Here is a 23,980-nt window from a genome sequence, read left to right as displayed (position 1 = left end):
ATGCCTCGTGCAATTAATTTGTTTCTGTGACAGGTTCAGACTCCTCTTTGACCGGATTTTTAGATTCCTGATTTACTTTTTTTGGTTCAGTCTTTTGATCTGCAGGCTTTTTGACGTCCGTTTTAATCCCCTCTTTCGGATCTTTCTTTTCCGCCACAGGATCCTTAGAAGCAGACTTGCTGCCGGCGGAAGAACCCGTTGCAGGAGTGTTTATATCTTTAGGGATTTCACGTTTTCTGTTAAGTAAATCTTCCTTAGACACCGGGCGGTCTTCCGGCCTCCATATAAATCCGGGCAATACTTCATTCTCATTGGTCACCATACTCAACGGATATACTTTGCCATCCACCTTGCGGATCGAGACGTAATCCTTGATCTTACGATTTTCCATCAGAATCTTGATCCGGCTGCTGCGGTCATGAAACATTTCGGTGATGACTTTTTTCTCTTCATTGACCACGAAAATCATGTTTTCCGCATTCCCGTCAACAAATAAACGATCCAGATTATTGCCTGCAAAGAAGCCTGTAATCTTTCTCCCTTTGAGCTGGTTGAATTTAATGGTATCCAGTACGGCATTAACCATGAATGCACTGTTCACCAATAACATATTGTCCAGACGTTGCTCTTTGATCTGTAAGTACAGCGTATCTGCCGAGATTTGCGATCCTTCGGCCCATATCATAGGGCGTCCCATAAACCTGAACATGGAGTCGGCCATGCCGTAATATACAGAATCAGCGACTGCCTGCAGGTCAGACTTGAACATACGCACATTATAATGTGCTATGATAATCCGCGTACGTGCTGTATCCAGATAAGCACTGTCTTTTGGAGTGGTCGTGACAGAGTCAGGCGATTTGGCAACTAATAAAGCTTTATTGATCAGACTGTCACTCTCATTGCCTTTAGGCAATACCGTTCGGTGTCTGAGTACACTGTCTGCTGCCAGGGTCTTACCGATTAATATTTTATTCGGATCTCCTTTTTCCTGTACGACAGCAGGTTTTTTAGGTGGGGCTGTGCTGGTTTTGGTGATGGTTTTGCTTGTCTCTTTGACTTGCTTTATGACAGTTTTGGCAGAGTCAGATTTTAATCCTTCTATATGTACACTATCTGTTTGAATCGAATCTGACAGATCACTTATATTGCCTGACATGGACAGGCTATCCGTATTTTCATTGCCGTCATCATCACCGTAGTCTTCATCCGCTATTTCCTCTATGAGCCCGCCATTCCGGTCGAGCTTGAAATCGAGTGCTTTATAGTCTTTCAGAAAGATTACCTTGGAATATAAGGTGTCAGCTGTCATATAAGCTGAATCTACCTGCGGTTCAGGTTTGACAGTAGCAGATACCGAGTCTTTGGAAACGGGTGTAATCGGGCTGATTTCCTTAAAGGATTCCTCTTCTTTGGATTTCTTTTTTTCTACCGTTTTTTCCTTGCCGGACTTTTTACTCTTCTCCTCTTTTTCTACAGGCTTGGCAGAAGTAGAGTCGCTGGTACTGGTTGAGTCTTTTTTGATCACCATCGTAACCAATGGCTTATCTGTCATGGTGATAGATTCATCCGACTGTTTATACAATCCGTATCCGCCATTGGCATAGAATTTATCAACTGTATCTACAAAAACTACGTTTCGGTACGCTTTACCTTCTCCTGTAGCTCTGTCGTAATACAAACTGTCACCTTTCAGAAACTTAGAACCTTCAGTGTACAGGTTGTTTTTAGAGAAGCGGGCTACACCGGTGGCCGTATTGTAATTTCCTTTTTCCGTGTATAGATTCTCGCCTTTGTTTCCTTTAATGTTGGTCGGACCGAAGAAATAAGTAACCCGTTGAACGGAATTATAACGCATGGTATCGGTATAGATCCTGACGTCAGGGGTTCTGACGACTACCTTATTTCTGAAATACGCATCCTGTGTATTCTCAAAGTAATAGGCATTTTTAGAGGTAATGGTGTCTCCTTTGCTGACAATCCGCCCTCCACCAGTATAGGTGCCGACTTTGCTGCGCATATTGTAGGTCAGGTAGTTCGTAGTCAGTACAGATGATCTGTCGACCATACGCACATTACGTGTCAATGTGGCAACCTGAGGAGCTGCATCATAATGAAGTTTGTCTGAATAGATGATTGTACCGCTGGGCTGTGTAATGACGACATTGTCAAAGGCTTCAAAAAATTGTCTTCCGATCGCATCCTCATACATATATCCGCTGTCAGCAGACAAGGTACTTCCCTTATGTTCAAAAACAGGTCTGTAATAAATAGTACGATCCGGATTTTTGACCAGGCGCATACTGGATGATGAGACGAGCTTGAGCTGATCTCCCGTAGGCTGTGGCTGCTGAGCGGATGCAAACAGACAGAAAATATATGTTAAGACAAAAAGGAATAATCGTTTCACAGCAGCAAAAATATGCAAATAAAGTGCAAATAATTGTTAAAGCAAAAATTTTCATTAAAACCAATCTCGTTTATTATAACATCCGGGAATTCAGAGTACAATAAGATTTTATCAGAAGAATAAAATTGTCTATTTTTCAGCTCGTAAGATAAATTAAACCTTTGTCAACTTAAACATATTATGAAAGGATTGCATTTAATTGTCAATGGCCTTCTGGTCTTAATCAGTCACTTCGCGTACGCTCAGGATGCCTTCATTGCATTAACTGATATTAAATTTGATGACAGATATGATGAGGGACGTCAAAATCCGGTAATCAAAGGCACAATATTGAATGCAACAGAAAACGAATTGAAACAACTTGCGGTCAGCCTGACCTTGGTTCGTCCTAATGAACCTACTCAGGTTAATAATTCCATCCGTATTGCTGCTGATGGAAGTTTTACATATATACTGCCAAGCGTGCTTCCGTACCAACAGATCTGGTTTTCTTTAGGTGATTATGTGTATTCTTGTTTGTACATCAATGAGGGACTCAACCTTACTTTCGATCTGGAACGGCTGAAAAAACAGAAAGTCTATATGTTGGGGGAGGGGATGGAATTTTCGGGTAAAGATGGGGAGATCAACCGAGTGCTGAATACATATATTCTTTACAACAAAAAACATCTCCCTGATTTTTATGAGAATTTATATAACCTGAAGGTGGAAGATCTCCGGTTCATGGAAAAAACAGACTCTCTTTTTATGTTAAAAAGGAAGATTGATTCTCAGTTTTTAGTTGAAAACCGTAATATAGCTCAGCATATTATTGAAAGTGAAACGGAAAACCAGTTTTTATCGACCAAGATTAAATATCTGCTATTTCATAAAATGGAAATTACCGATATCACAGAGCTATTGGCTCCGGTGTATGCTGTCACAAATGAATCAGGAGAATACTTAAGATATCTTTACTGGTACACTAATAACCTGAAATTACATTCAAAAGAAGAGAGACGCAACAGAGAGATATTATTTTTCAAGATTGATTCCATATTTCCACCAGCCTTTGCTGATTTGGTAAAACTTCAGGTTTCAAGTGAAGATGTGGCTGAACAGCTATCTATTAATAAAGATATGGTCACTGGTCTTAAAACGGATTGGGCCAAGAGATATGTTACAGAGGAGATAATAATCCTGAAAACAAAATCAGCAAAAATTCAAGGATTATTAACAGGAACCCGGGATAATGCAGGGGCCAGTAAAATTGGGAAATATTTGAAAAGTACTGATTTTAATGCTTCCATGTATCTTAACGAAGCTAAAACAGGGGAGGAATTGTTGAAATCTATTCAGGCATCTTTCCCGGACAAATTGATAATTTTGAATCTTTGGGCAACCTGGTGCGCACCCTGTATTCAAAATATGCCTCATAGCAAAAATGTACAACAACAGGTAGCCAAAGAGAACTTACCCGTTACATTTGTATATCTATGTACAGATGGAGGTTCGTCTGAGTCTGTATGGCAGAACAAGATAGCGGAACTGGAACAGCCGGGAGAACATATTTTTGTGCAGAATGAACAGATGAATGAACTCCTGACTTTGTTTAATGGAAAGGGTTATCCTACTTATGCGGTAATAAAACCTAATGGGCAGATCGATACAAAAACTATCAATTTGAACAGAAGTTTTGATATTCATGTTCTTCAAAAATTATTAAAGCAATAGAGCACTTACCATAAAAAAATAATTTTTCCGTATAAATAGACTGCATATAAAATCCTTACTTCATTTAAAGGACTACAGCGACTGCAAAAATCTGAGAGCTTTCTTCGTAGTAATCAAAAAAGACACACTTTCAGAAAAAAATAAGCCTTAACTTTGGGTACATGAACGTGCTGGAAAGATTTCATAGATATGTAAGTCAAAACAGGCTTTTTGGTCCGGATGATAAAATTGTACTGGCTGTAAGCGGAGGAAAGGATTCTATGCTGATGGCCAGACTTTTTCTGGAATCAAACTATCCTGTGATTATAGCACATTGTAATTTTTCCCTGAGAGGAGAGGAGTCCGATCTTGATCAGCAGCTTGTCGAAGCCTTTGGGGAAAAGTATGGCATTCCTGTTTTTGTCAAAAGATTTGATACACAAGCGTACGCAGAAGAAAATAAGATTTCTATACAAATGGCAGCCCGGGAGCTGCGTTATCAATGGTTTGAGGAATTGCGCATTGCTCAGGGCTGTGCATACATCTCGGTTGCACAACACCGCAATGATCACATCGAAACAGTTTTGCTCAACATGATCAGAGGTACAGGTCTTGCGGGTCTGCAGGGTATACAACCGAAGCGCGAACGTATCATCCGGCCCTTGTTGTTTCTCCTTGCCGCAGAAATCGCGGAGGCAGTTCGTCTTTTACAGATTCCCTACAGAGATGATCAATCTAATTTTTCTGTTAAATATGCCAGAAATAAGATCAGATTGAATATCGTTCCATTAATGGAAGAGATAAATCCGGAGTTTGTGCAGAGCTTTACATCCAGTATAGACAAATTTGCTGGAGCGTACCAGCTTCTTCAGGATTTTGTACATCCTGTTCGTCAGTCGTTGTTTAAGGAGAACAAAGTCACCACAGAGGTGCTTATTGAGAAGAAAAGTCTGGAACCATACCTCACGAATACAGCCCTGTTGTATGAACTTTTTCAGCCCTATCATTTTCAAAAAAATGTACTGGAAGATCTGGTGGCGACCTGGGAAAACGGGACAGGACGTATTTTTGAATCGTACACCCATCGTTTATTAGTGGATCGTACACACCTCATCTTACATCCGACCGGACCGGAGGTAGAAGCGAAGGTATGCATTGAGGAATCGGATGAACAGGCCGAATGGAAGGGTTTTCGTTTTAATATTGAAAAATCATCTTCAGCAGACATTGTGAAAGAAAAGCATATTGCCAAAATTGATTGGGATAAATTGCAGTTTCCCTTACAGATCAGAAGCTGGCAGGAAGGTGATATTTTTTATCCGCTGGGGATGGAGGGAAAGAAAAAAGTGAGTGATTATTTCATTCAGCAAAAAATAAATTCCTTTGCCAAGGCACGAATTCCTATCTTGGTGGACGGAACAGGTGAAATTATCTGGATTGTCAATTACAGGTTAGACAATCGGTTTAAGATAACGAACAATACAAAAAAAGTATTTACTTTAGTCTGTGAATAATTATATGGAAGAGCCAAACTTATTTGTAGAGCAACAGTATCTGGGTAGAGATAAGACCTGGATCAGTGTCAGACTGATCTTAGCGTTGTTCTGTTTTATTGCTTACTATCTCAATCTGGATCATCTGGCTTCACGTCAGTTGTTTTTTATTGTAGGTGTGGCTGTTATCCTGGTATCTATATTAATGATGTATATGTTACATTACCGAACAGTTGTAAGGGAGAACTGCGTGAGTATCAGCGGGCTCTGGACAACACGTCTGGTCAAGATAGACCTCAACAGCATCGCAAAAGTAGAGAAGAAAAAATACAGCACCTTTATCTTTAATAATCCGGTGTATAACCTGCATAAAAACGGTAAAATCCGCTTTTATTCCGGCGGTAATGATGCCATCTGGCTGACAGATAAGGATGGTCTGGTGTATGTAATAGGTACGCACAAACAGGAAGAATTCTATAAAGCTGTAGAATACGCACGGAAGCTCAGAAAAGATTAAAATTTTGTTAAGTGATTTTTCTCTGACAAAAACACAAGGTATCTCTTCTATTATTTATTAAATTTGAGAAAAAGCAACGAATTAGTATGGCTCCATTATTGAAATTTTTATTGATAGCTTTCGCTGTTTATTTCATAGTAAGGTTTCTTTTCAGATTAATTTTACCATTCGCTATGCGTAAAGCAGCGGAGCGTATTATGAAAAAGGCTCAGCAATCACAATATACCACTGGTAACGGTCCGTTTGGATATCAACAGTATGAACAGCAGACACGTGCCGATGAAGGAAGAGTACGTGTAGAATATGCTCCTTCTAAAAAAGAAGAAAAGCGCAGACCCGGAACAGCTACAGCCGGAGAGTTTGTAGACTTCGAAGAGATAAAATAAGCACTTTTCCTTTTTAAAAAGGTTATCTTTGCGGTCTATGTGGTTAAAACAATTATCTGTTTTAAATTTTAAAAATTATACAGAATCCGCTCTGGAATTTTTGCCGGAAGTAAATGCTTTCGCCGGAGAGAACGGTGCCGGTAAAACCAACCTTTTAGACGCTATACATTACCTTTCCCTGTGTAAAAGTTATTTCAATCCAATTGATTCCCAGCATATCAAGCAGGGAATGGATTGGTTTATGGTACAAGGATCATTTGAAAATGATACCCGTACCGATGTTATCTCCTGCAGTCTTAAAAAGAATCAAAAAAAACAGTTTAAAAAGAATAAAAAGGACTATCCGCGACTTGCCGATCATATCGGCCAGTTTCCACTCGTCATGATCTCCCCGAATGACAGTATGATCATCACTGATGGAAGTGAGGAGCGTCGCAAGTTTATGGATAATGTGATCTCGCAGACGGATCATCACTATCTGGACAAACTTATCACATATAATAAAGTAATACTTCAGCGCAATATCATGCTGAAACAAGCCCGGGAAAGCGGACAACTCGACCTGGGATTACTGGAAGTATTAAACCTGCAGCTCGTAGAGGTCGGCGCACAGATTTTTGAGAAGCGTCAGCAATTTATGAAAGATTTTCTTCCTGAATTTGAAAAGCATTATCATTTTCTGACAGAAAGTGCCGAACAGGTATCTCTGGTCTACGAATCTCCGTTGATGACCATTGATTTTCAGGACTTGCTGGATAGAAATCTGGAACGTGACCGGGCGTTGGAAAGAACCTCTCAGGGCATACACAAGGATGACCTGCTCTTTACGATACACGAGGGTATGCCATTAAAGAAATTCGGCTCTCAGGGACAGCAAAAATCATTTCTCATTGCATTAAAATTAGCTCAGTATAGTTTTCTTCAGTCAAGAAAAGGCTTCAAGCCTTTGTTGCTGCTGGATGATATCTTTGATAAACTGGATGAAAGACGCACTCGCAAACTGATGCAGATGGTTTCGGAAGATGATTTCGGTCAGATCTTCCTGACGGATACAGATTCGGAACGTGTGCAAAGAATTTTTGAGGAAATCGCACAACCAATCCGTATCTTTGATATCAAAGGAGGCGCAATACAAGATGTATAAGAAGAAAGTAGACGAAATTCATTCCAACGATGATATTGGTATCAAACAGGCTATTGAAAAATGGGTTGATACCTATCGTCTGCGTCGTAAATTTGACGAATCTTCTATTGTCAATGCCTGGCCTGAAATTATTGGTAAAGCAATTGCCAACCGTACCCAGAAAATCTATATCAAAGACCGGAAGATGTATGTTAAGGTGGAATCTGCCGTGATCAAAAATGAGTTGGCTCTCATGCGCAGACAGATTATAGGTCGCCTCAATGAATATGTAGGGCAGGTTGTTATTGAAGAATTGATTATTCTTTAAAAAGAGTACAGGTCTCCGTCAGATAGACAAGAACAATACAATCCTTTTGAATACTTACAATTATAAATACTGTTCAAGATCGCCTTTCCCTTCGCGGACAATCTCAAAATCTCCGCCGGTAAGATCTACTACTGTGGAAGCGACATTATCCCCATAACCTCCATCTATTACTAAATCTACCATGTTTTCGTATTTTTCATGAATAAGTTCCGGATCAGTTGAATATTCCAGAATATCATCTTCATCACGAATCGAGGCCGTTACAATAGGATTTCCCAGTACTCTCACGATCTCCCTCACAATATGATTGTCAGGGACACGTATACCGACAGTCTTCTTTTTAGAAGAAAGGAGTTTGGGTACCTGACCACTTGCATTGAAGATAAAGGTAAACGGACCCGGTAGCGCTTTTTTCAATACCCGGAATACACTGGTGTCAAAGGGTTTGGTATATTGGGAAATGTCTGTCAGATCGTAACAGATAAATGATAAGTTGGCTTTATCTACTTTCATTCCCCTGATCTCACATACGCGTTCAATAGCCTTATGATTGGTGATGTCGCAGCCAATACCATATACGGTATCTGTAGGGTAGATAATTACACCGCCACGTTTTAATACATCAACTACTTGTTGTATTGCCTTTTCATTAGGATTGTTTTCGTAAATTCGGATAAGCATATTGAAGCCTGAAATTTAAAAGATAATTAAACAGTTCACATTGCATTCCGTGTGAACAACGGATCCTTATAATATAAAAACCGTCAAAAGGCTTTAATGTTTTTGACGGTTTCTGATATGTTATTATTTCTGATTAAAACTCAGCATTTTTTGGAGTTCTCGGGAACGGAATAACGTCACGAATATTGGTCATTCCTGTCACGAATAATACAAGACGCTCAAATCCGACACCGAAACCTGAGTGAGGAACCGATCCGAAGCGACGTGTATCCAGGAACCATTCCATTTCCTCGGCCGGTATTCCTACCTCAGCCATACGAGCCAGTAATTTGTCCAGATTTTCTTCCCTTTGTGATCCGCCGACCATTTCACCTATACCCGGAAACAGAATGTCCATGGCACGAACTGTGTTTCTGCCTAATGCATCTGGTTCGTTCTGTTTCATATAGAATGATTTGATCTCTCTCGGATAATCTGTAAGGATCACCGGTTTCTTAAAATGTTTTTCTACAAGATAACGTTCGTGTTCTGACTGAAGATCTGCCCCCCATTCGTCAATCAGATATTTAAACTGTTTTTTCTGATTTGGCTTGCTGCGCTTCAGAATCTCGATTGCATCTGTATATTTAACCCGCTCAAATTCATTCTCAAGACAGAATTTCAGTTTTTCAATAAGATCCATTTCCGAACGATCTGCAGCCGGTTTGTTTTTCTCTTCTTCAAGTAAACGGTTTTTCAGAAACTCTATCTCTTCCGGGCAGGTTTCCAGCGCATACTGTATAACATATTTCAATAAGGCCTCAGCCAGATCCATATTGTCTTCCAGTTCATAGAAAGCCATCTCCGGTTCGATCATCCAGAATTCAGCCAGGTGACGCGTTGTATTGGAGTTTTCGGCACGGAATGTAGGTCCGAAAGTATAAATATTACCAAATGCTAAAGCTGCCAGTTCACCCTCTAGTTGTCCGGATACCGTAAGGTTAGTAGACTTTCCGAAGAAGTCTTCTTTAAAATCTATATCGCCGTTTTCTGTACGTGGAGGATTATTCAGATCTAAGGTAGTGACACGAAACATTTCGCCTGCACCTTCAGCATCTGAACCGGTAATAATAGGAGTATGCATGTACACAAAGTCTCTTTCATTGAAGAAGCGGTGTACTGCAAATGACAGTGCATTACGTACCTTGAAGATTGCATTGAATGTTCCGGTACGGAAGCGTAAATGAGCGATTTCACGCAAAAATTCTAAACTGTGTTTTTTGGGTTGTAAAGGGAATTTTTCCGGATCCGAATCGCCGATGACGTCCAGTTCCGTTACTTTGACCTCTACCTTCTGACCCTTACCCAATGATTCGATCAGCGTTCCTTTGACACGTACAGCAGCACCCGTAGTGATTCTTTTTAATAATGCATCATCCGTATTTTCGAAATCCACTACTGCCTGGATATTATTGATTGAAGAACCATCATTGATCGCTATAAATTGATTGTTACGGAAAGTTCTTACCCATCCTTTTACAATGACCTCTTGCCCAAACTCAGTGGCATTCAATAATTCTTTAATACGTGTGTGTTCCATTTTATTGTCAGATATTAATTGGAGTTATTTTTCAAATAAACTCTGCTGCTTTAAATTTTACAGCTCACAAAAATAGCTTATAATTTATTAAAATCCTTGATTTATTTATAAATACGGGAAGTGTTCTTATCAAAAAAAGCCTCTGATTTAAGTCAGAGGCTTTTGATATCGCGTTATAAAAGGAATTAACCTTTTAATACTTTAGTTACTAAATCTGCAGCTTCTTTTAATAAGATTGCGGAGTATACTTTAAGTCCTGATTCATCGATCAGTTTTTTAGCTTCTTCCGCATTTGTTCCCTGAAGACGAACGATGATAGGAACAGGAATATTTCCAATTTCCTGGTAAGCGTCGATTACACCCTGAGCTACACGGTCACAACGAACGATACCACCGAAGATATTGATCAGGATCGCTTTTACATTAGGGTCTTTCAGAATAATGTTGAATCCGGCTTTCACTGTTTCAGCATTAGCAGTACCACCTACGTCAAGGAAGTTAGCAGGCTCACCACCGGCAATTTTGATGATGTCCATTGTTGCCATCGCAAGACCGGCACCATTTACCATACAACCTACGTTACCGTCAAGTTTTACATAGTTCAGGTTAGACTCGCCAGCTTCTACTTCAGTAGGATCTTCTTCTGTAACATCACGCATTGCTGCATAATCAGGATGACGGTATAATGCATTCTCATCCAGATTTACTTTAGCATCCACAGCCAAGATTTTATCGTCAGAAGTTTTTAATACCGGATTGATTTCAAACATTGAAGAATCTGTAGCATCGTAGGCTTTGTAAAGTGCAGCTACGAATTTTACCATTTCTTTATGTGCAGGACCTGATAATCCTAAGTTGAATGCAATTTTACGTGCCTGGAAGCCCTGAAGACCAACTTTAGGGTCAATCTCTTCTTTGAAAATCAAGTGAGGAGTTTTTTCAGCTACTTCTTCGATATCCATACCACCTTCAGTAGAATACATTACGATATTGCGGCCTGTTGCACGATCCAACAATACCGACATATAGAATTCTTTGGTTTCGCTTGCTCCCGGATAGTATACATCCTGTGCAATTAATACCTTGTTTACTTTTTTACCTTCAGGACCTGTCTGAGGAGTTACCAACTGCATACCGATGATATCAGTAGCTCTTTGTTTTACTTCCTCCAGATTTTTAGCCAATTTAACACCGCCACCTTTACCGCGACCACCTGCGTGAATCTGAGCTTTTACAACAACCCAGTCCGAGTTGTAGTCTTCTTTCATCTTTTTAGCGGCTTCCACAGCTTGCTCAGGAGTGTCAGCTACAATTCCTTCTTGTATGGTAACACCAAAACTTTTTAGTATTTGCTTTCCTTGATATTCGTGAATGTTCATTTTGACAATTTTAAGGTGTAAAAATATGGTTTTTAACTTTAAAGGTCAAGTGTCTATCGTGTTTTTAATGTTTATTTGATAAAAATGACGAATGCAGACTTTATCCCGGACCTTCTGTTAACTAATCTACCCTATTTTTATTCCTGTCAGGACGGACAAAAATTAGTAACTTCGCTGTATGATGTTACAAGCAAAAGGAATCTATAAAGCATACGGTGACCTGCCTATTCTGAAGGGAGTAGATCTGGAAGTTGACAAAGGTGAGATTGTGACTATAGTAGGCGCTTCGGGAGCCGGAAAAAGTACGTTACTGCATATTATCGGTACATTAGATCGTCCCGAATCCGGAGAAGTATGGATCGATGGCATTAAGGTCAGCGGATTGAACGAGAAGAAACTGAGCGCTTTTCGCAATAAGCATATCGGATTTGTATTTCAGTTTCATCACCTGCTACCTGAATTTACAGCGCTGGAAAATGTCTGTATACCGGCATTTATAAATGGTGTACCCAAAAAAGATGCGGAAGCAAATGCCATGCAGCTGCTGGACATGTTAGGCGTGGCTCATCGTGTCACACACAAACCTTCGGCTATGTCAGGAGGAGAACAGCAGCGTGTATCTGTAGCGAGAGCCTTGATTAATAAGCCTTCTATCGTACTTGCTGATGAACCCTCCGGTAATCTGGATTCCGAAAATGCAACTGCCTTACATCAGTTGTTTTTTGATTTAAGGGATAAAATCCAACAAACATTTGTCATTGTAACCCATAATGATGAACTGGCTAATATTTCAGATCGTACCATTCATATGCGTGACGGAAACATTGTTTAAGAAATGAGTGAGAAATTATTAATAACATATGGTACCAGAGGGTTAGCACAGCGTATCGCCCGTCTGATGGAAAGTAAAATGAGTGTACAACTGGTTTCTTCGGAAGATATACCGGGTATTTTAGTCACTTCAGGTAAACTGCTTCAGATTCCGGGAGGAGGGCAGTCAACCTACGCACACGAAGTACTTAAAGTCAGTCTGGATCAGGATATAAGCTATATACTCCCTTTGGGAAAGGATGAGATCAGTGTGCTGGCAGAAGCAGAGGTATTGTTTGAAGAGTATGGTATCCGTTTACTGTTGCCAGGTAAGGAGTTTATGCCTGATATTTTTGTGCTGGAAGATCCCGATAAAGATATGGCTATAAATATACTTCTGGATGGAAAAGATCTTGTGTCCGGAGAGCAAATCAGGAGTAACGGTCTCTCCGGAGCTTTCGTCTTATCTGACTCAGGAGAAGAACAGGCATTGTGTTTAGTATCGGCTAAGGGCTAAGAGATGAAAAGTTATAAAGAATATCCTTCGGACAAAAATGTATTTTTGTTTGAACTGGATGATATACTCTATCCGAAAAAAGATTACATTCTGCAGGTATATTATCTTTTTTCTAATTTTATTGAATTCACGGAAACAACTCCTGATTCCAAGAGCTTACTGTCTTTTATGCAAAAGCAATATGAGGAATATGGAGAAGATGGAATGTTCGACAAGATAAAGGAGCAATTCGGCTTGGCTGAGCAATACAGAGAGAAATTTGGCCGTATACATGTACAGGCTCATCTACCGCTCAAGCTTTTGTTATTCCCGGAGACGACGCAACTGTTACAGGATCTGCAGGATGCTGGTAAAAATGTAGCCATCTTAACAAAAGGCAATCCGCTCGAACAACTGAATAAACTTAAGCATATAGATTGGCAGGGACTAGACAAAGGCATGAAAGTCTATTTTATCGATGAGTTGAATTTCAGAAATATTGAGCCGATTAGTTATATTGCAGATGAATTTAGAATTCAACCGGAAGAAATTGCTATAATTGAATAGACAAGTTATATTGATTATATTTCCGGCAGACACTAATTGCTAACGATTATGAAAAGATTATTTCCTGTATTATTGATCCTTCTACTTTTTACTTCTGTATATAGCTGTAAGAAGTCCGATAATCCTGATAATAAAAATGATACTGAGGAAGACATGATCAAAGATTCTGTCTTTTATTATACTAAAGTACTCTCCCTATGGGAGGGAAGTATGCCTCCGGGCAATGTCAATACATTAGATGATAAAGGTGTCGTACGCTCCTATACAAAAAAATATGCTACCGGAGAGGAAGTCCTGAAATATATGATGAGCCTGACGCCTGTGGTGAATGGTAGTCCGGTAGACAGATATAGTTTTATTGACAGGCAGGGGACCATCAGCGGAGAGATCGAAGAAGGTGTCAGTACGAGCTATGGTATGTACGTGTTTTACCTGCAGACAAGCTCTTCCGGAGATAATGCAGATCTGTATGTGCGGATGGTAGATAAAAACTCTCCGGCCTATCAGGCTGGTATACGTCGGGGCGATCGTATTCTGAGTATCAACGGACAGACGAATATTGATTACAAGACTCAGCAAGCCCAGAGTTTTAAATTGATCAATGATGCGCTCAACTCTAAGAGTATGACCATTAAATTTGTATCTCAGACCTCAGTCACTACCGAAAAACAGATTGTGAGTTCGTTGTACAACTTTGATCCTATTCTGGCCAGTAAAGTTATTGAGCAGAATGGAAAAAAGATTGGTTACCTTGCTTTCAGCTCGTTTGTCGCTATTTATAATAACAGGATTCCGACTGCCATGTTAAGTTCCTTCGAAAATATTTTCAGTCAGTTTGAAGGGCAGAATATCTCTGAACTTATCGTGGATCTGAGGTATAATGGCGGTGGTTCTGTCGAGACAGCAGAGTATCTGGCCAATCGTATAGTCCCGGCTTCAGCCACTGGCAAACGTATGTATTCCTACAAACTGAACCGTAATCTGCAAGCCTGGGGATGGGCGAAGGAGGGAGGGGAATTTGGTCCGGTCAATTATGCTAAAAAGGGAACACTTAATCTGAATAAAGTATACTTTTTAGTAACCGAATCTACCGCTTCTGCGAGTGAACTTCTTATCAATTCACTAAAACCATATTTTAAAGATAATCAGAAGATGATCGGCACCTATGGTGCAGACAGCAGAGGTAACCGTGTAGTTGAAAATACATACGGCAAGCCAGTAGGTTTTTTCAGAACCAGCATACCTAATACTGATGTGGATTTGTATGCAACTTCATTTCAGACTATCAATGCGGATAATTATGGGGATTATTTCGCCGGCTTGACTCCGGACGGAAGTACATATGAAGATTATTTTAAAGATTTTGGAGACCCTCAGGAAGGGATGATTGCAGAAGCCCTGTATTATAGTCTTAATGGAAGCTGGTTATCCAGTACTTCTAAGACAGCTCTGGCTTCTGTCAACAAGTTGCGAAATGAAAAGTATATAAGCCGACATCGTATAGATACCCGTGCCCATGCAAATGGCATGTATAAGTTTCAGACGAGACGGTCAAAATAAATGTAAATGTTTAAAAGATTTCTTACTTTGCAAAGTAGGATTGATACAGATAGCTATGAAGAAAGAAAAACCGGCCACAATAAAAGAAATAGCCAGAAAGCTGAAGATATCTCCTTCTACAGTTTCCAGAGCGCTGAATGATCATCCGAGTATTGGGTTGGTAACCACTATGCGGGTAAAGAAAATGGCTGAGGAGATGAACTATGAGCCGAATCAGACTGCCATTTTCTTTAAACAGCGGAAGACATTTACAATAGGAGTAGTGTTACCCAGTCTTTCAGAACCCTTTTTCTCTGCTGCCATCAGTGAGATTGAAAACTTTGCTAATGAGCGTAAGTATACGGTGATCATGGGCCAGTCAATGGACGATGCAGAAAGAGAATTACGGATACTGCAAACCCTCAAAAAACATCGCGTTGACGGTGTATTGATGTCAATAGGGAAAAATACCAATTCTTTTGATTTTATCAAGAGTATGGAAGAATCGGAGATTCCGGTTGTCTTCTTTGACTGCGTACCCAATCTGAATGATATTGACCGTATAGAATGCGATCTGGCAACAGGAGTCTATGAGGCTATAGATGCTTTTGTATCGCGCGGACACCAGAAGATAGCCCTCATCAACGGACCGGATACCTTACTGGCTTCTGAGGAACGTAAGCTGGCTTACATCAAAGGTTTGAGAAAGAATGATATTGCATTTGACGACCGTTATCTCGTCAATACAGATCTTACCGAAGAGGGCAATGAAGAAGCTATGAACAAACTCCTTACGCTATCGGACAGACCTTCTGCGATATTATCTTTTAATGACTTCGTCACACTGGATGTTATGAAATTTGCACGGCAGAGAGGTGTATCACTGAACAGTGATATCCATTTTATCAGTTTTGCAAACTATCCGTTATGGAAATATATGGAAAACCCTCCGATGGGAAGTATTGAGCAGTTTCCGGATCAGCAGGCTAAGAAAGCTGCGGAGATTTTGTTCAATCGACTGGAAAATAAAGAAGAGTATAAGCCTCAGCAATTTATCTTTAAGTCCAGATTAATACTGCAATAAACTGAACGTATGTCACTAAGCAATTGCGTCATGTGGCAGGGAAGCCAAACGCTGTTTGATTCAGAATTATAAACTAAAAAAGGCATTCAAAATTTTTGAATGCCTTTTTGTATAGGGTAGGTTATTGCCTACAAGTGGATCACTTCACCATATGCATCTGCACAGGCTTCCATAATCGCTTCACTCATGGTCGGGTGAGGATGTACCGATTTGATCATTTCATGACCTGTCGTCTCCAATTTACGAGCTACGACAATCTCTGCGATCATTTCAGTAACATTAGCTCCGATCATATGCGCACCTAGTAATTCACCGTATTTCGCATCGAAAATTACTTTTACAAAGCCATCTTTAGCTCCGGCGGCAGAAGCTTTTCCGGATGCCGAAAATGGGAATTTACCAACTTTCAGTTCGTATCCTGCTTCTTTAGCTGCTTTTTCAGTGTAACCAACAGATGCAATTTCAGGTGAACAATACGTACATCCCGGAATATTATTATAATCGATAGCTTCTACGTGAAGACCTTTTATTTTTTCTACACAGGTGATTGCCTCAGCAGAAGCAACGTGAGCCAGTGCCTGACCTTTTACGATGTCACCGATAGCATATACACCTTCTACACTTGTTTTGTAGAAATCGTCAACAAGTACACGACCTTTGTCTGTTTTTACACCTGTTTCTTCAAGACCGATATTCTCGATATTTGGAGTTATACCTACAGCCGAAAGTACAATCTCTGCTTCCAGAGTTTCTACTCCTTTAGCTGTTTTGATACTTACTTTACTTAACTCACCTTTTGTGTCTACGGACTGAACTTCAGATTTTGTTAAGATATTGATACCTGCTTTTTTAAGACTTTTCTCCAATTGTTTGGATACTTCTTCATCCTCTACAGGAACGATACGATCCATGAATTCTACGATAGTGACCTGCGTACCCATCGCATTGTAGAAATAAGCAAATTCAACACCGATTGCTCCTGAGCCCACTACAACCATTGATTTTGGTTTGTTTGGTAAAGTCAATGCCTGACGGTATCCAATAATTTTTTTGCCATCCTGTGGTAAATTAGGTAATTCGCGTGAACGGGCACCTGTAGCCAGAATAGTATGCTTGGCTGTATATTCTTTTGTCGCTCCGTCAGCTCCTTTGACCTCTACTTTACCACCTTTTTTGATTTTGGCAGTACCATTGATGACATCAATCTTGTTCTTTTTCATAAGAAACTGGATTCCTTTGCTCATCCCATCAGCAACCCCGCGGCTTCTTTTGACAATTGCATCAAAATCTGCTTCTCCGCCCTGAACTTTGATTCCGTAGTCTTCAGCGTGATTCAGATATTCAAAAACCTGTGCGCTTTTGATTAATGCTTTTGTAGGAATACAGCCCCAGTTGAGACAGATTCCGCCTAATGATTCGCGCTCAACGATCGCAGTCTTAAAGCCCAATTGAGCAGCTCTGATGGCAGCAACATACCCGCCAGGTCCACTTCCAATTACAATGATGTCGTAATTCATATGATATAATTTGTCTTTTTTAGTTATCCGTAATTTCCGTTTTTCTATATAAATACAGATTCCGGAACTTGCAGATAATAATTTCTGTAGTTGATTTAGTGATGTGCAATCATGACTAAAAATGAACACACAATCTCCTCCAAATGTACGTATTATTTTTTAATCTGCCATGTAATGGAAATGCAATTGTTTGCATACAAATGCACTAAATCCATCTGCAAAGATGTCATTTGTCAGTTATTGGTCAAAGAGAAACATAGTCAGATCTTTGTGATCAAATTAGTATTACTTTTGAAGTTTGAAGATATTATTATGCTAAGACTTTTTAGACAAATCGCTTTATGGGAAGCGATCTCCACCATTCTCCTTTTCTGTTTTGCTATGCCTTTGAAATATTTCGCTGATATTCCTGAAGCTGTACGTATCGCCGGATCCATTCACGGCTTTCTGGTCGTTATATTTGTCATTATGCTCATCGTTTGTACGGTAGAGTACAAGTGGTCAGTAATGAAAGCGTTGAAGTATTTTGTGGTATCACTGATCCCTGTTGCTTCATTCTGGGTAGAGTTGGATCTGAAAAAAGAAATTGCAAAACATGCTAAAGGAGTTGCTTAATCAGCATCTCCTTTGTTTATGCGTTCAATACCCATATAGGCATATGTAATTTCTGTTCTCCCGTGCGGAGTAGGAGTGCCTTCCTCATTCAGGTTTACAAATACCAGTTTTTCAATCGAAAGTATTGTCTTTCTGGTTATTTTATTCCTTACTTCACATTTCATGGTCAATGAAGTTGTGCCAAAAGCTATTGCTTCTATGCCGAGTTCGATGATATCTCCCTGTCTGGCTGAACTTACAAAGTTGATCTCTGAAATATACTTGGTAACTACAAAAGGATTACCCAGTTGTACAATTGCATATATTACAGCTTCTTCATCGATCCATCTCAGTAATGTCCCTCCGAATAATGTTCCATTTGGGTTGAGATCCTCAGGCTTGATCCATTTTCTGGTGTAAAAATTCATGATTTCCGTATTTAGAGTTGAGGTGTGTGCAGGGATAGCCGGGTTTAGCCTTTCGTGCGGAATTAAATAGTGGAGATATTGATTTCTGTACGATGTATTTATCCCGGATGGTAGATTCCCTGATCTGATTGAAAAAAAGAAGGGCAAATAAATCGCCCTTCTCTGTTATATTATTTAAGCGTGTATCGCCCGGTTAGCAGTTGCTGCCAGGGCTGCTTCTTTAAGCGCTTCTGTGAATGTCGGGTGAGCATGGCATATGCGGCCGATATCTTCAGCCGAAGCACGGTATTCCATCGCTACGACTGCTTCTGCAATCATATCTGCAGCACGAGGTCCGATCATATGTATACCTAATACTTCGTCAGTCTCAGCGTCTGCCAGTACTTTGATAAATCCATCTGTGTCTCCGGATGCTTTAGCACGTCCTGAAGCTTTGAATGAGAATGAACCTGATTTATATTTTTTACCCGCTTCTTTCAATTGTTCCTCCGTTTGACCGACAGAAGCAACTTCAGGCCATGTATAGACTACACCCGGGATAAGGTTATAATCAATATGTGGTTTTTGCCCTGCTATTCTTTCAGCTACAGCTATACCTTCATCTTCTGCTTTGTGAGCAAGCATAGCACCTTTGATTACATCTCCGATAGCGTAGATACCCGGTACAGTTGTTTCCAGGTGATCGTTCACAGGGATCTTGTTGCCTCTTTCTTCTGTCTGTATACCGATGTTTTCCAGACCCAGGCCAGCTGTATAGGCTACACGGCCTACAGAAACAATACAATAATCACCTTCCAAAGAGATTTCCTGACCTTTAGGATCTTCCGCAGTAACCGTTACTTTCTTACCTTTTACAGATGCACCGGTAACTTTATGACCCAGAAGGAATTCCATTCCCAGGGATTTTTTCAATACACGTTGCAGTTCTTTACCCAATCCGCCATCCATTGTACTGATGATGGATTTAGCAAATTCCACTACCGTCACTTTTGCACCAAGGCGCGCGTACACAGATCCTAATTCAAGTCCGATTACACCGCCACCGATTACAATCAGATTTTTAGGGATTTCTGTTAAAGATAATGCCTCCGTAGAGGTAATGATACGTTTCTTATCTACCGGAAGGAATGGTAAAGCCGTCGGCTTCGAACCTGTCGCGATAATAACATTTTTGGTTGTCAGTTGTTCAGTTTTTCCATCTTCTTTAGTGACCAAAACGGTGTTTTTGTCTACGAAAGAACCAACTCCCTGAAAACTATCTATTTTATTTTTCTTAAATAAATAAGTGATACCTGCTGTATTTTGAGCAATGACATCGTCTTTACGTGCCATCATTTTTTTAATATCAACCTTTAAGTTACTTAGGCTAATCCCATGATCTTCGAAGCTGTGAGCAGCATTGTGATAATGCTCTGAAGAGTCTAATAATGCTTTGGAAGGAATACATCCCACATTAAGACAAGTACCTCCAAATGTACTATACTTTTCGATTACGGCAGTTTTTAAACCTAATTGCGCGCAACGGATGGCAGCCACATATCCACCTGGCCCGCTTCCGATTACTATTACGTCGTATTGCATAAAGTTTGATTTTTATTTTGCTGCCAAAGTTAATGATTATTAATACTATTCGTAAGCAACAGTTTAAAATAAAACGGTTTTTACACAAAAAAGACACCCCGGAAGGTGTCTTTTCTTATGTTGTTTTTAAAGTCTGATTATTCTGCAACGATTTTACCTTGCATAATACCGAAGTGACCCGGAAAACTACAGATAAAGGAGTAAACACCTTTCTCCAATGTGAACGTGATTTTATCAGTTTCACCCGGGCCTAATAATTTTGTGTGTGCGATAATAGATGAAGCAGAAGATTTAGGAATATATTCGCTTGCTGCTGCTCCTGCTGCCTCACCACCGAAAGTAGCGACATCAGTACCTGGTTTCAGGATAACGACATTGTGTCCCATTGATTCTTTAGGTTGCTGACCTGCATTTTTAAAAGTCAATTCCACAGGCTCACCAGCTTTTACACGAAACAGATCTTTGTCATATTTCATCTGATCATTTCCTTCCAAAGAAAGGGTATTCGAAATCGCTACATTTTCGATTCCAGGTACAGTTTCTTCAGGTGTCTGTGTTTCTGTACTGGTTGTTTCTGTATTCCCTTCTGTCGAAGTTTTTTTGCTTTCACCGCCACAAGATGTAAACGCTACAGCAAGAGCTAAAGCAGGAATAATAAATAATTTTTTCATTGTGAACTATGTATTTAAACTTTTATAAAAATATACAATATTTATGGCTTATCTAAATTATCAGTTCTTGAAACCTAACTTAATTTGCTTTTTCTTCTCAATTACTTCAATAATACGATTATAAAGGTCTATTGCATCAAAGGGTTTTCCGATCACACCATCAGCTCCGACCTCATAGGCCTCTGCTTGTTCGGATTCCAAAACAGATGCGGAAATGGTGATTATAGGTGTATTGGCTTTGACAGGGTCTGCGTGATTCTTGATTTCCCTGATCGCTTCAAATCCGCTCATAATAGGCATATGCGTGTCCATCATGATTAAGTCATAATTTTTATTTTCCACATTCTCCAGTGCGGATTTTCCATTTTTGACAATATCCACCTCACAATCCCAGCTTTTCAGAATATGGGAAAGCATAAAACTATTGAGATCATTGTCCTCTGCAATTAAAACTATCAAACGTTCGAATTTAGGTAATTGGGTATAAAGTTGCTCTATTTTTGAGTCTGTAACATCATAACTTTCTGCTTTTTCAAACCAGCACTGGAAGGAAAACTCGCTGCCTTCATTATAGACGCTGGTGGCATCTACGGATCCGTTGAAAAGATCCGCAAGTCTTTTGACAATAGCTAATCCGAGTCCTGTTCCTCCGAATTTTTTGGTAATACCATCATCAGCCTGCTCAAAGGCCAGAAAAATTTTATTAAGTGATTCCGCGCGTATGCCTATTCCGGTATCTTTTACACTGAACCGGATAAAATAACTGTTATCTTTTACTTCCAGTATTCTGATACTTAGTGTTACTTTACCTTTTTCGGTAAATTTCAAACCGTTGGAGATAAAATTGCTTAGGATCTGTTGCAGACGTAGCGAGTCGGTTTTGACATAAGTAGGCAGATCGCTGTCAATATTCATCTCAAATTCGAGATTCTTATTTGCTGCCTTTATTTTGAATATTTTATTGAGATCATCGAATAGATCCTGAAATACCAGGTTCTCAAATTCCAGTTTCATCATTCCGGAGTCTATCTTCGAAATATCGAGAATATCATTGATAATTAATAAAAGCGAATGGGAAGCACTGTCCAGCCGGTTTACCCAATCCTTTTGCTCACTGGATAGCGTAGAACTACGGAGCATCTGTGTGATACCCATTATTCCGTTGATCGGAGTACGGATCTCATGACTCATATTGGCAAGGAAGATTTCCTTTGATTTTCGGGCTTGTTCCGCTTCCTCTTTGGATCGGATCAGCTCCTGTTTGGACTGCTCCAGTTCCGCATTTTTTTCTTTGATCTGAAGCTGAGTCAATACCTGCTGCATAAAGGATTTGACCTTTGCAATTGTGATTTCAGGGCTTAAGGGCTTGTACAGATAATCGACTGCCCCACTGTTGAGCCCCTGGATCAGATATTTGTCTTCTTTTGATATAGCGGTGACCATTATGGCAATGATTTCTCTGGTCTTGGGATTACTCTTGAGAATGGAGACAAATTCAAACCCGTTAATTTCAGGCATCTGAACATCAATCAGCGCGATGGCGATATCCTCTTTCCAGCATAGTCTAAGTGCTTCATTAGGATCCGAACTGCTCAGGATGTTTAATCCCTCAATATCTTCTAACAGGGCTTTTAAACTAATGATGTTCTCAATTTTATCATCTAAAATTAACAGATTTAGCTTTTTCATGTTACTAATTCTTGATGTTTTGTTTGTGTAGATCTAATATGAAATCAATAATTCCTTTGTTATCCATAATGCGATGATAGGCACCCAGTTTTATCGCTGACTCCGGCATTGTAGATATTTCTGCTACAGCAGGGTTTTGCACAATGCATGTGCCATTTATCTTTTTGATATAGGCTAATCCGTCTGCACCGTCCTGATTGGCTCCGGAAAACAAAAAGCCACAGGTACCCGATTGATATACGTCTGCAGCAGATTCCATTGTGACATCAATAGAAGGTCTGCAAAATTGTACAGGTTCAGACGAATCCAGAGAAAACGTATAATCCGGCTCTACAAGTAAATGATAGCCGGGAGGAGCAAAGTAAGCCACCCCGGTCTGTATCTTTTCTTTATCTTCTGCGATCTTGACTTCGATTTTACATTTTTTGGATAAGCTGCTTTCTATATTGGTTTCATATTTTGCATTACGGTGAAGAATGACGATAACAGGAATAGACATATCCGCAGGCAGATATTTCAGGATTTCTACTAAAACACTGTAACTTCCGGCGGATCCGGCCAATATGATGATCTTCGGCTGATTCATATCTCTGTCGTACTATGCAATTTTCTGGTAAATGTTATATTTTTTGTTGATCAGTTTAAACTTGGATGCAATCTCCTGATGGTGTAAAGTCTCTTTTGAACCCAGACAAAGAAATCCAAAAAGACACAAGGATTCATAGAAGAGTCTGATCACGTTCTGCTGTAATTCCAGATCGAAATAAATTAATACATTCCGGCAGGTGATCAGTTGGAATTCATTGAATACGCCATCTGAAACCAGATTGTGAGAAGAGAATAAAATGTTTTTCTTAAGGTCATTATTGATAGATGCGGCATCATACATTGCTGTGTAATAATCGGACAGCGAATGGACGGTTCCGGATTTCAGAAAATTGTCTGAGTAATCTTTAATCTTCTGTAAAGAATAGATGCCTTTTTTAGCCTGTTCTAGTACGATATTATTAATGTCTGTACCATAGATAAATGACCGGTCGTATAGCCCTGCTTCTTTCAAAACAATGGCCAATGAGTATACCTCTTCTCCTGATGAACAACCTGCACTCCAGCTTTTGATCCTTGGAAAGGAAGCCAGATAAGGGAATACGTCTTCACGCATGGCCTTGTAGAAAAAAGGATCACGGAACATTTCAGTTACATTTACGGTCAACTCTATTATAAAATGATTGAAGTAACCCGGAGTATTGACCAATGCCGTTTTTAAGGCCACCAGATCCATCCTGTCGATTTCCATAAGGCGTGTTACCCTCCGTTTCAGGGATGCTCTGGAATAACCGGAAAGATCCATGCCATTTACATTCTTTACTAATTCTATTAATTCTTCTAATTCTGAAAATGAAATCATCTTTCAAT

At 39.8% G+C, this 23,980-nt stretch carries 23 protein-coding genes; 12 read left to right on the top strand and 11 right to left on the bottom strand.

Features of this window, described 5'->3' with window-relative positions:
- Window positions 1–13 precede the first annotated feature (13 nt).
- Entirely contained in the window at window positions 14–2,410 is a 2,397-nt protein-coding gene (locus tag HMPREF0766_RS10695; protein ID WP_002996863.1) for an OstA-like protein, read from the bottom strand.
- Window positions 2,411–2,590: 180 nt separating this feature from the next.
- Here HMPREF0766_RS10695 and HMPREF0766_RS10690 point away from each other — a divergent pair, with 180 nt between their 5' ends.
- The 6 genes from HMPREF0766_RS10690 (at window position 2,591) to HMPREF0766_RS10665 (ending at window position 7,949) form a co-directional block, all read left to right on the top strand.
- The gene (locus HMPREF0766_RS10690; RefSeq protein WP_002996859.1) at window positions 2,591–4,123 is read left to right on the top strand and encodes a TlpA family protein disulfide reductase; all 1,533 of its coding nucleotides are present in this window, start codon (window positions 2,591–2,593) and stop codon (window positions 4,121–4,123) included.
- A gap of 161 nt (window positions 4,124–4,284) precedes the next feature.
- Window positions 4,285–5,616, top strand: a complete 1,332-nt coding sequence (tilS, locus tag HMPREF0766_RS10685) for a tRNA lysidine(34) synthetase TilS (RefSeq protein WP_002996856.1) — start codon at window positions 4,285–4,287, stop codon at window positions 5,614–5,616.
- Window positions 5,609–6,112 carry a hypothetical protein gene (locus HMPREF0766_RS10680; protein WP_002996853.1) on the top strand — a complete coding sequence of 168 codons (504 nt, stop codon included), beginning with the start codon at window positions 5,609–5,611 and terminating at the stop codon, window positions 6,110–6,112. The genes tilS and HMPREF0766_RS10680 overlap by 8 nt, the downstream gene beginning before the upstream one ends.
- 86 nt (window positions 6,113–6,198) lie before the next feature.
- On the top strand, window positions 6,199–6,498 hold the full coding sequence (locus tag HMPREF0766_RS10675) for a DUF4834 family protein (protein WP_002996851.1): 300 nt from the start codon (window positions 6,199–6,201) through the stop codon (window positions 6,496–6,498).
- Between the two features lie 37 nt (window positions 6,499–6,535).
- Window positions 6,536–7,642: a DNA replication/repair protein RecF gene (gene recF / locus HMPREF0766_RS10670; RefSeq protein WP_002996849.1), complete on the top strand. Its 1,107-nt coding sequence runs from the start codon at window positions 6,536–6,538 to the stop codon at window positions 7,640–7,642.
- A complete protein-coding gene (locus HMPREF0766_RS10665) occupies window positions 7,635–7,949 on the top strand; it encodes a DciA family protein (RefSeq protein ID WP_002996847.1) in 315 nt (104 codons plus the stop codon). The genes recF and HMPREF0766_RS10665 overlap by 8 nt, the downstream gene beginning before the upstream one ends.
- 60 nt (window positions 7,950–8,009) lie before the next feature.
- Here the strand turns inward: HMPREF0766_RS10665 and HMPREF0766_RS10660 are convergent, their stop codons facing one another.
- The 3 genes from HMPREF0766_RS10660 to sucC form a co-directional block, all read right to left on the bottom strand.
- Window positions 8,010–8,630 (bottom strand): L-threonylcarbamoyladenylate synthase, encoded by a 621-nt coding sequence (locus HMPREF0766_RS10660; protein ID WP_002996838.1) that lies wholly within the window; start codon window positions 8,628–8,630, stop codon window positions 8,010–8,012.
- A gap of 133 nt (window positions 8,631–8,763) precedes the next feature.
- Entirely contained in the window at window positions 8,764–10,209 is a 1,446-nt protein-coding gene (asnS, locus tag HMPREF0766_RS10655) for an asparagine--tRNA ligase (protein ID WP_002996836.1), read from the bottom strand.
- A gap of 185 nt (window positions 10,210–10,394) precedes the next feature.
- Complete coding sequence (gene sucC, locus HMPREF0766_RS10650) at window positions 10,395–11,588, bottom strand: ADP-forming succinate--CoA ligase subunit beta (protein ID WP_002996834.1); 1,194 nt, start codon at window positions 11,586–11,588, stop codon at window positions 10,395–10,397.
- A gap of 181 nt (window positions 11,589–11,769) precedes the next feature.
- Here sucC and HMPREF0766_RS10645 point away from each other — a divergent pair, with 181 nt between their 5' ends.
- From HMPREF0766_RS10645 to HMPREF0766_RS10625, 5 genes are read left to right on the top strand one after another with little or no spacing between them, the layout of a single operon-like run.
- Window positions 11,770–12,420, top strand: a complete 651-nt coding sequence (locus HMPREF0766_RS10645) for an ABC transporter ATP-binding protein (RefSeq protein WP_172462551.1) — start codon at window positions 11,770–11,772, stop codon at window positions 12,418–12,420.
- Window positions 12,421–12,423: 3 nt separating this feature from the next.
- Window positions 12,424–12,915: a hypothetical protein gene (locus HMPREF0766_RS10640; RefSeq protein WP_002996829.1), complete on the top strand. Its 492-nt coding sequence runs from the start codon at window positions 12,424–12,426 to the stop codon at window positions 12,913–12,915.
- A gap of 3 nt (window positions 12,916–12,918) precedes the next feature.
- Complete coding sequence (locus HMPREF0766_RS10635) at window positions 12,919–13,461, top strand: HAD hydrolase-like protein (RefSeq protein WP_002996827.1); 543 nt, start codon at window positions 12,919–12,921, stop codon at window positions 13,459–13,461.
- Between the two features lie 48 nt (window positions 13,462–13,509).
- On the top strand, window positions 13,510–15,021 hold the full coding sequence (locus HMPREF0766_RS10630; protein ID WP_002996825.1) for a S41 family peptidase: 1,512 nt from the start codon (window positions 13,510–13,512) through the stop codon (window positions 15,019–15,021).
- Between the two features lie 55 nt (window positions 15,022–15,076).
- Window positions 15,077–16,084: a LacI family DNA-binding transcriptional regulator gene (locus tag HMPREF0766_RS10625; protein WP_232279730.1), complete on the top strand. Its 1,008-nt coding sequence runs from the start codon at window positions 15,077–15,079 to the stop codon at window positions 16,082–16,084.
- A 128-nt stretch (window positions 16,085–16,212) separates the two neighbouring features.
- Here HMPREF0766_RS10625 and lpdA (HMPREF0766_RS10620) read toward each other — a convergent pair whose 3' ends face one another.
- On the bottom strand, window positions 16,213–17,601 hold the full coding sequence (gene lpdA / locus HMPREF0766_RS10620) for a dihydrolipoyl dehydrogenase (protein WP_002996822.1): 1,389 nt from the start codon (window positions 17,599–17,601) through the stop codon (window positions 16,213–16,215).
- Between the two features lie 174 nt (window positions 17,602–17,775).
- Between lpdA (HMPREF0766_RS10620) and HMPREF0766_RS10615 the strand changes: the two genes are divergently transcribed.
- On the top strand, window positions 17,776–18,216 hold the full coding sequence (locus HMPREF0766_RS10615) for a DUF3817 domain-containing protein (RefSeq protein ID WP_002996820.1): 441 nt from the start codon (window positions 17,776–17,778) through the stop codon (window positions 18,214–18,216).
- On the opposite strand, the gene HMPREF0766_RS10610 is transcribed toward HMPREF0766_RS10615, so the two are convergent.
- The 6 genes from HMPREF0766_RS10610 to HMPREF0766_RS10585 all read right to left on the bottom strand — a co-directional run bounded on the left by HMPREF0766_RS10610 (window position 18,213) and on the right by HMPREF0766_RS10585 (window position 23,972).
- Window positions 18,213–18,623 carry an acyl-CoA thioesterase gene (locus tag HMPREF0766_RS10610; protein ID WP_002996818.1) on the bottom strand — a complete coding sequence of 137 codons (411 nt, stop codon included), beginning with the start codon at window positions 18,621–18,623 and terminating at the stop codon, window positions 18,213–18,215. The two genes, HMPREF0766_RS10615 and HMPREF0766_RS10610, sit on opposite strands and share 4 nt — an antisense overlap.
- Window positions 18,624–18,797: 174 nt before the next feature.
- Window positions 18,798–20,204: a dihydrolipoyl dehydrogenase gene (gene lpdA, locus HMPREF0766_RS10605; RefSeq protein ID WP_002996816.1), complete on the bottom strand. Its 1,407-nt coding sequence runs from the start codon at window positions 20,202–20,204 to the stop codon at window positions 18,798–18,800.
- 137 nt (window positions 20,205–20,341) lie between these two features.
- Window positions 20,342–20,875, bottom strand: a complete 534-nt coding sequence (locus HMPREF0766_RS10600) for a plastocyanin/azurin family copper-binding protein (protein WP_002996814.1) — start codon at window positions 20,873–20,875, stop codon at window positions 20,342–20,344.
- Between the two features lie 60 nt (window positions 20,876–20,935).
- On the bottom strand, window positions 20,936–22,564 hold the full coding sequence (locus HMPREF0766_RS10595; RefSeq protein WP_002996812.1) for a response regulator: 1,629 nt from the start codon (window positions 22,562–22,564) through the stop codon (window positions 20,936–20,938).
- A gap of 4 nt (window positions 22,565–22,568) precedes the next feature.
- Window positions 22,569–23,150 (bottom strand): chemotaxis protein CheB, encoded by a 582-nt coding sequence (locus tag HMPREF0766_RS10590; protein ID WP_002996810.1) that lies wholly within the window; start codon window positions 23,148–23,150, stop codon window positions 22,569–22,571.
- 12 nt (window positions 23,151–23,162) lie between these two features.
- The gene (locus HMPREF0766_RS10585) at window positions 23,163–23,972 is read right to left on the bottom strand and encodes a CheR family methyltransferase (protein ID WP_002996808.1); all 810 of its coding nucleotides are present in this window, start codon (window positions 23,970–23,972) and stop codon (window positions 23,163–23,165) included.
- Between the last annotated feature and the right edge of the window lie 8 nt (window positions 23,973–23,980).

The sequence above is a fragment of the Sphingobacterium spiritivorum ATCC 33861 genome (assembly GCF_000143765.1).
GTDB lineage: Bacteria > Bacteroidota > Bacteroidia > Sphingobacteriales > Sphingobacteriaceae > Sphingobacterium > Sphingobacterium spiritivorum.
The sequence above is the reverse complement of the archived record's forward strand: the minus strand, read 5'-3'. Positions and strand labels throughout refer to the sequence as shown.

Coding starts and splice junctions, on each gene's coding strand:
- HMPREF0766_RS10660 (WP_002996838.1), bottom strand. CDS start 8,630: ATGCTTATCCGAATTTACGAAAACAATCCTAATGAAAAGGCAATACAA.
- HMPREF0766_RS10600 (WP_002996814.1), bottom strand. CDS start 20,875: ATGAAAAAATTATTTATTATTCCTGCTTTAGCTCTTGCTGTAGCGTTT.
- HMPREF0766_RS10675 (WP_002996851.1), top strand. CDS start 6,199: ATGGCTCCATTATTGAAATTTTTATTGATAGCTTTCGCTGTTTATTTC.
- sucC (WP_002996834.1), bottom strand. CDS start 11,588: ATGAACATTCACGAATATCAAGGAAAGCAAATACTAAAAAGTTTTGGT.
- HMPREF0766_RS10630 (WP_002996825.1), top strand. CDS start 13,510: ATGAAAAGATTATTTCCTGTATTATTGATCCTTCTACTTTTTACTTCT.
- HMPREF0766_RS10590 (WP_002996810.1), bottom strand. CDS start 23,150: ATGAATCAGCCGAAGATCATCATATTGGCCGGATCCGCCGGAAGTTAC.
- HMPREF0766_RS10610 (WP_002996818.1), bottom strand. CDS start 18,623: ATGAATTTTTACACCAGAAAATGGATCAAGCCTGAGGATCTCAACCCA.
- asnS (WP_002996836.1), bottom strand. CDS start 10,209: ATGGAACACACACGTATTAAAGAATTATTGAATGCCACTGAGTTTGGG.
- lpdA (WP_002996822.1), bottom strand. CDS start 17,601: ATGAATTACGACATCATTGTAATTGGAAGTGGACCTGGCGGGTATGTT.
- HMPREF0766_RS10595 (WP_002996812.1), bottom strand. CDS start 22,564: ATGAAAAAGCTAAATCTGTTAATTTTAGATGATAAAATTGAGAACATC.
- recF (WP_002996849.1), top strand. CDS start 6,536: ATGTGGTTAAAACAATTATCTGTTTTAAATTTTAAAAATTATACAGAA.
- lpdA (WP_002996816.1), bottom strand. CDS start 20,204: ATGCAATACGACGTAATAGTAATCGGAAGCGGGCCAGGTGGATATGTG.
- tilS (WP_002996856.1), top strand. CDS start 4,285: ATGAACGTGCTGGAAAGATTTCATAGATATGTAAGTCAAAACAGGCTT.
- HMPREF0766_RS10645 (WP_172462551.1), top strand. CDS start 11,770: ATGTTACAAGCAAAAGGAATCTATAAAGCATACGGTGACCTGCCTATT.
- HMPREF0766_RS10635 (WP_002996827.1), top strand. CDS start 12,919: ATGAAAAGTTATAAAGAATATCCTTCGGACAAAAATGTATTTTTGTTT.
- HMPREF0766_RS10665 (WP_002996847.1), top strand. CDS start 7,635: ATGTATAAGAAGAAAGTAGACGAAATTCATTCCAACGATGATATTGGT.
- HMPREF0766_RS10640 (WP_002996829.1), top strand. CDS start 12,424: ATGAGTGAGAAATTATTAATAACATATGGTACCAGAGGGTTAGCACAG.
- HMPREF0766_RS10615 (WP_002996820.1), top strand. CDS start 17,776: ATGGAAATGCAATTGTTTGCATACAAATGCACTAAATCCATCTGCAAA.
- HMPREF0766_RS10585 (WP_002996808.1), bottom strand. CDS start 23,972: ATGATTTCATTTTCAGAATTAGAAGAATTAATAGAATTAGTAAAGAAT.
- HMPREF0766_RS10625 (WP_232279730.1), top strand. CDS start 15,077: ATGAAGAAAGAAAAACCGGCCACAATAAAAGAAATAGCCAGAAAGCTG.
- HMPREF0766_RS10690 (WP_002996859.1), top strand. CDS start 2,591: ATGAAAGGATTGCATTTAATTGTCAATGGCCTTCTGGTCTTAATCAGT.